General features: G+C 37.5%; 5 protein-coding genes. 3 read left to right on the top strand and 2 right to left on the bottom strand.

Annotated elements, in window-relative coordinates; genetic code table 11:
- Positions 1–42 precede the first annotated feature (42 nt).
- Positions 43–1,110, bottom strand: a complete 1,068-nt coding sequence (locus IV84_RS09050; protein WP_056986481.1) for an endonuclease/exonuclease/phosphatase family protein — start codon at positions 1,108–1,110, stop codon at positions 43–45.
- A 629-nt stretch (positions 1,111–1,739) separates the two neighbouring features.
- On the opposite strand from IV84_RS09050, the gene IV84_RS09045 reads away from it, so the two are divergent.
- The 3 genes from IV84_RS09045 (at position 1,740) to yjeM (ending at position 4,522) form a co-directional block, all read left to right on the top strand.
- The gene (locus IV84_RS09045; protein WP_046871501.1) at positions 1,740–2,195 is read left to right on the top strand and encodes a hypothetical protein; all 456 of its coding nucleotides are present in this window, start codon (positions 1,740–1,742) and stop codon (positions 2,193–2,195) included.
- Between the two features lie 164 nt (positions 2,196–2,359).
- A complete protein-coding gene (locus IV84_RS09040; protein ID WP_056986479.1) occupies positions 2,360–2,863 on the top strand; it encodes a hypothetical protein in 504 nt (167 codons plus the stop codon).
- 132 nt (positions 2,864–2,995) lie between these two features.
- The gene (gene yjeM / locus IV84_RS09035) at positions 2,996–4,522 is read left to right on the top strand and encodes a glutamate/gamma-aminobutyrate family transporter YjeM (RefSeq protein WP_307722727.1); all 1,527 of its coding nucleotides are present in this window, start codon (positions 2,996–2,998) and stop codon (positions 4,520–4,522) included.
- Positions 4,523–4,627: 105 nt separating this feature from the next.
- Here yjeM and IV84_RS09030 read toward each other — a convergent pair whose 3' ends face one another.
- On the bottom strand, positions 4,628–6,331 hold the full coding sequence (locus tag IV84_RS09030; RefSeq protein ID WP_046871499.1) for a hypothetical protein: 1,704 nt from the start codon (positions 6,329–6,331) through the stop codon (positions 4,628–4,630).
- Positions 6,332–6,782: the final 451 nt, after the last annotated feature.

Below are 6,782 nucleotides of genomic sequence, written 5' to 3'. Positions count from 1 at the left end.
TATTCACCAATACCAGAAAGTGTAGACCCTATTTTTAGTTGGTTACTTTAATTCGAAATCTAAAACAACGGGGTTATGATCAGAATATTTAAATTCGGTATTGTGAACGTGAATTTTTTTGGCAGAAATATTTTTGGATAGGATATAGCCATCAATCATCGTTACGAAAGTACGTCCCTTTTTATATGGCTGGTTTAAGTTACGTACAGAAGGCGTTGCAGCCTGTTTCAAACCCATTGTCGGGATATAAAAATCGTTGGGTAATTTATTTTTTGGAAAAGGATTGGTCCAAGTCAGTTTTGGTGTGCTAGTTTTAAAGATCTTAGAACTATTTTTCAAAATTGCATGGTTGTAATCACCGGCCACAAGGACATAATTTCCTTTTTGATATTCATCTTGAATGAAAGTAAATAACTTTTTGAATTGCGCGTTTTGAATTGATTTGTCCTTTGTGTACGCCGACATATGAATGTTAACCATCAAAAAATATTTTCCATTACTTACCCGACTTTTGGTCACTGTAAACGCTCGGTCAAGATCGGTAAATTTACTGAGGTCAGTTGCAATTGGTAGGGAATGACGAGATGCGTTTACGACATTTGCCTTAGTTAAGGTGAGAAGGCCTGAGCGTGCTTTACCGATTGGATGTGTGAATGGATAAAATAAGTAAGGTGAGTCATAGTTTTGGCCAAAAACCGAGCCATAATTGGTTAAGTGTTTCGTGACAAGATTAACTTCATTTACGTGCTGCGAACGATCACCGTTAGTATCGATTTCTTGGTAAAAGGCGAAGTCGGGATCAACCTTTTTAGTGGTTGAGGTAACGCCTGCAATACTCTGTCTAACGGATTTTTTACTGTAAGCTACCGATAATTTACCGCCGTCCATGAAAAAACTGTAACTAGGCGGATAAGAGCCATAACCAATGTTGTAAGTCATGGCCCGGTACTCGCATTTGGGCTTTAACAAAGTAGATTGTTTATTGGAAGCTGCCAACGTTTGATAGTTGGGTAGGCGATAATAGGTTGCAAATAAATAGATGATATATCCGATTATGATTGCAAAGATGATACCTAACAAGATTAAAAAATATTTTTTGATGCGTTTCAGTGCCACGATTAATGTGCTCCTTTAAAACCATATTTAGTGTGCCTAATCCATTGTGTTAGTAACGGATAGGAATGTCAATCAGCAATCCCAAATTTTGAAACATCTAAAAATGATTTGCCAAAATATGCGTATTTTATAATGGGTGCTTGAAATTTAAAAGAAGTACCCTGGATATCGAATAAATTACTTATTGTGACTATCACGAATATTTCAATCGATAAAATTCGACGATTGTTACTATTTTAAATTAATGAACGGTACATATCCTTTCTTAAGCAGTATAATAAAAGCAAGAGACATATTTTTAAAAAGTATTATTAAACGCTTAACTAAGTAATTAACCATAAACATTAAACGTTTTTGTGAAAAAGGCCTTCTGAAGGCTCAATATAATGTTAATATGAGTCTGTATATTTTATATATCGACTTTTATATAATTATTGACATTATTTGGTATTAAGAAACGCAGAAAAAATAAAAATTAACTAAGCAAACCTGCTTCTAGATGACCAAAAATGACGGATGAAATATGCGTATATTTGCGGGATAGGTAATGAATTAGAAGTGATTAGGCTTAAATGCTGGATTGCTTCTTTTTTGGTTATGTTCGGTAATAGGCGGTGACTGATATGTACGACTTGACGGGACAAAGATTTGGACGACTGCTTGTCATCAAGCGTTCTACTAAAAAAGTTAAAAATCGAAACGCACAGTGGAAATGCCTTTGTGACTGCGGTAATCATGTGATTGTAGACGGTTATAATTTAAGAAATGGCACTAGCAGAAGTTGTGGATGTCTTCGACGGGATTTGGCTAAGCTAAATAGTCAGAAAAACTGCTTCTTCGAGAAGTCTAAGGGAAATCCCAATAATTTTACTAGCCCATCAGGTGTAAACTACGCCTCAATTCGAAAGGGGAAAAAGAATCATAGCGGCGTGATTGGCGTATCATACGATCAACAGCAACAGGTATGGTTTGCGAGATTAATGTTTCGTGGTAAATATGTTTTGCTTAAAAGCTTCGTTAAATTTGATGACGCAGTTGAGGCAAGAGAAGAAGCAGAAAGAGAATATTTTCATAAATAAAATAAAAAGCGTAGGTTGCAACAAGGACCTGCGCTTTTTATTTGCCAAATAGTTACTAAAATCAATGGATTGATTGATAAACTACGAATAGGTTGTATAATGGAGTCGTATATGAAGCGCTTTCAAAAAGCTTAAATTAATCATTTAGGGGAGGATGAGTAATTATGATTGCAAAATTTAAATACAAATTAAGTGGTGTTATGTTGGCAAATATTTTTCTGGAAATTCTCACAGTCATGTTTTTTGGTGATAATCTGCAATTACAGATTCCAACTCTAATTAATTTCTGGGGGCATCCAGTTTCTGAATTTACAGCTGCAAATGGTGATCAGATGACTTCATTGGTGATGGTATTGATTGTGTTTTTCGTAGCCGAAATTTTAATCGGATTGGTAAGTTTCACTATGAATAACCATACAAGGGATGAATTCTGTTTCCATATACCAGCATTTTTAGATGTTTTAAACGTAAAGCTATGGAATCTTTCTTTACTAGATGGTTTGGTGATTTGGTTAATTGGTCAATCGTGGGCCTTCGTTGCAATTGCATTTGAAGCATTTACCATCGCAACTAGCTTAGCCGTCATTTTTAACTTAGTATTTTTACTATTTATTGTTGGAACGGTTGTTGCAAATGTGGGGATACATCAAAAACACAGATTAAGTTAGATAGCTAATATTTTGAGAGACTGGATTTTTCCAGTCTCTTTATTTTTTCTTATTATTTAAAAAAATGCATATTTTGTGTATAAAAAGTGCTAGAATAGGCAAGTATTTTTATTTTAGAGAGAAGGATTTGTTTTGGACGATTTGGAAAACACGAAGCAACATAAAATCGGGCTTGTCGGCCTGATTCTTATGGTGTTTACCTCCATTTATGGGATTTCAAATACCACAGTTGCCTATGATCAAATGGGGTATGGCGCGATTTTATGGTATGTATTGGGGGCAATTTTCTTTTTCTTGCCCAGTGTAATGATGTTTGCCGAGTATGGATCTAGTTTTAAAGAGGCCCATGGCGGAATTTATTCTTGGTTAGCCGGATCGATTGGCGAAAAACTAGCATTCATTGGAACTTTTATTTGGTTATCAGGTTGGATTGTGTGGCTGGTATCTGAAGCATCAAAAATTTGGATTCCGTTTGCGACGATGTTTTCGGGGCACGATACTACCCAATCGTGGCATTTTTTGGGATTCAATAGTATCCAAACGATTGGATTAATCGCGATTGTCTTCATGATTGCTGTGACATTTTTCTCTACGCACGGAATTAATCAAATTGCGCGATTCGCAGCGTTTGGTGGGACGATCACGTTGACAATTACGGCGCTATTCTTATTAATTAGCTTAGTATTGTTGGCAGTGCACGGGGGCCATTTGGCACAGCCATTTACGGCTCGTTCAATTATCCATTCACCAAATAGTCAGTTTTCTTCACCAATTGCGATTATGTCCTTCATTGTGTATGCAATTTTTGCTTATGGTGGGATGGAAACTATGGGTGGCGTTGTGGACAACGTTAAAGATTCCTCCAAGACGTTTCCACGCGCAATGATTATTTCAACCATCATTATGTTAGTTGCCTATTCACTCGGAATCTTTCTTTGGGGAGTCAGCGCAAACTGGCATGCCGTCCTTGGTAACAAGACGAGTGATTTAGGAAACGTGCTTTACGTTTTAATGAATAATTTAGGTGTTTCAATTGGGAAAACGATGCATTTATCGGCAGCCGCCAGCATTACGATGGGAAATTGGTTCGCTCGGGTAATTGGAATTGAAGAATTTCTATCCGATATGGGTGCCTTTTTCGTGCTTGTTTATTCACCTTTGAAATCATTTATCATGGGGTCACCAGCCAAGTTTTGGCCTAAAAAGATGACCAAACTAAACAAATATGGTGTGCCGGCTTATTCAATGTGGGTGCAGGCCATTATCGTGGTTGTGATCATATTTGCCGTCTCATTTGGTGGTAGCAACGCCCAGTCGTTCTACACCATTTTACAAGATATGGAAAATATCTCGTCGGCGGTTCCATACTTATTCTTGGTTGGGGCCTTTCCATTCTTCAAAAAACGTACCGATTTAGAGCGGCCCTTTGTCTTCTTTAAGACGAAGGCGATGACGTTGACAATTACGATCATTACGTGGTTAGTTATTCTGGTTGGAATTATTTTCACGGTGATTGAACCACTTTCTATTCATGATTATTACACGGCATTTTGGACAGTGATTGGTCCTGTTTTCTTCGCACTAGTTGCTTGGATCTTTTATGAAGTATCAGTTAGAAAGAGAAAGATTGACGTGCCACATATTGATGATATTGATTAGGAACACTAATAATCTGGAAATTCTGGCTTAATAATGAATATTAAACAAAATAGGAATCAAAATTTCTTAATTGAAATTTTTGATTCCTATTTTTAATGAACTACTTTATTTTAGATTAGTATTTACAAATTTTTCAACATTACCAATCGATTTGCTTTTAACTACATAAGCTTTAGCTGTTATTTTATCTCCAGTTTGAGTTAATAGTGCTTTTTGGAAATCATCGCCATCAACAGTATAAACGGTGTTGCTACCACTCAAGGTAAATAGTAAGGCTTGATTGTTGCTCTTTGTAACGATGACAGCTCGAGAAACGGTTCCCGAAATGGTTTTAAGCTTGGCACCGGCCGTATTGCCTGCACTGGTACCACTATCGACTAACGCTTGGCGGAAATTATCCACAGCTTCGTTGGCGTTATCCCCAGTGGCGTGGACAGATTGGTCGGACGCATCAATATAATAATATCCGCGGAAAGCACTAGTGCCATCTAAAATTGAGAGGACCCAAGTCGGCTTGCCGTTAATGTTATAAATAACCGGCATTGAGGATTTCCATTGCTGTGCCTTATAGTTGTTATCGGCATTATTCTTTGCACCATCTGAATCCATAATTCCGTGTGTCTTGTAGTAAACTAATTTCCCGGTCCGGGCGTTAATCATGGAATAGCCTAACGCACTATCTGCATCTGAACGTGGATTTGTAAAATCAGTGAAGTATTGAACCTGGCCTTGACGATCAAACGTTGAGATCACTTCACTGTTGGTGGGGACCTGAATGCCAGTTTTACTGAGGTGCATATTTAACCAACCACGTTGATATTTTCCGTAGGCGGTGTTCATATAGTCGGCAACGTCGGACGTGATTCCTTCATCAATCCAACTTGGCAGATTCTTTAAACTATATAAATTAGTTTTTCCAGTGACCGCGTTGACCGCAATGACATGCAGTTTTGAATAATTAATTCGATGACTTAATGCCATGGATTTGTAGGTTGTTTCAATGTAATAAGGGGTTCCATTTTCATCAACTTCTAATTGAGGTTCACTATTGTCAGCAACGAGCCATTGCGGATAGTCCTGATAAATATGCCGTTGCGCGTTGTTGTTAAAGTAGCTGGCGTTGGTATATTTCATTGCTTTGCGGACAAATTTAGGTTCTGCGTTAACAGAAGTGGCGTCAATTATAAAGTACCCTGGGGTTCGTTGCTTAGCCGATAGATATTTGAAAAAGCCATCAAACTCAACTGGGGCAATGTAAACAGGCTTGCCATGATAGTATTGGGCCTGAATGTCACCTAAATGAAAATATTGAGAATTAGGCACGTCACTCATATTTTTGTTCATGCGATTTTTAACTGTTTTTGGGGATAAGGCAACTGGGGTAACACCTTTTTTAAAGGTAGGCGCTGCCTTGCTGGAAACTTTTTTAGATTGAATACTTTGCGCCACTGACTTTACGGAGAAAGCCGAATGTGCTTCACCACCGCCAACGATGATGACAAGCACGAGTAGTCCAGCCCCTGCTGCAATGGTTGTGCGATTAAGACTGGAATCGGTGGTCGCTCTGAACAAAAAGTAAAAAGCGGCCAGACTAACTGCGCCCCAAATTAAGTTAGCCCCCAACAGAGAGAGGGGATTTCGGGAAGGTAACCAGACATAAGTTTGAATGATTTTTAAAATCACCAAAGATATCAAGATCCACGCTCCGTTGACAATGGTGGTGCGTCGATCAGCTGGATTAGCAGTGGCAATAAAGCCAAGCCAAATCAAAACGGGGGCAATAAAACTGAGCAAAATAATATATAGCATAATGACTCCTCCAATAAATTTATTTCTTTGCAGACTAAAATGAAACAACCTATGCATAGGATCTCATAGGTTGGCAGTTTCGTCACTAGTTTTTTGAGTGTTGGGGACATTAAAAGATTAATTGGGGAAAAATGCTAAATCTAAAATAGTCTGTACAATAGGGCTATGAATAAAAACGTTTTTAAAAGATGAATGCTTTCGACGGAGATTGTTATTTGGGGGAAAATAGGAAATTACTAAAAAAATAAATATCTGGCCATTGCAACTATCAATGCTGCTCGTGATAATGATATGAAAGATAATGGCGAAATCCACGCTATTTATGTAGATTCAGATCACTATCACCGCGAATATAAATTAGAGCAATTTAAAACTGTTAGTAATACAAAAAAAGGTGTTGAATTTTAAAATTCTCAACACCGAGTGTTTAAATAATTATGTGTAAATGATT

Source organism: Pediococcus damnosus (genome assembly GCF_001437255.1).
Lineage (GTDB): Bacteria > Bacillota > Bacilli > Lactobacillales > Lactobacillaceae > Pediococcus > Pediococcus damnosus.
Note: the sequence above shows the minus strand (reverse complement) of the source record. Positions and strands in the feature narration are given on the sequence as shown.

Bases quoted from the DNA above. Each gene is read 5' to 3' on its own strand.
- IV84_RS09045 (WP_046871501.1), top strand. From the start codon at position 1,740: ATGTACGACTTGACGGGACAAAGATTTGGACGACTGCTTGTCATCAAG.
- IV84_RS09040 (WP_056986479.1), top strand. From the start codon at position 2,360: ATGATTGCAAAATTTAAATACAAATTAAGTGGTGTTATGTTGGCAAAT.
- IV84_RS09030 (WP_046871499.1), bottom strand. From the start codon at position 6,331: ATGCTATATATTATTTTGCTCAGTTTTATTGCCCCCGTTTTGATTTGG.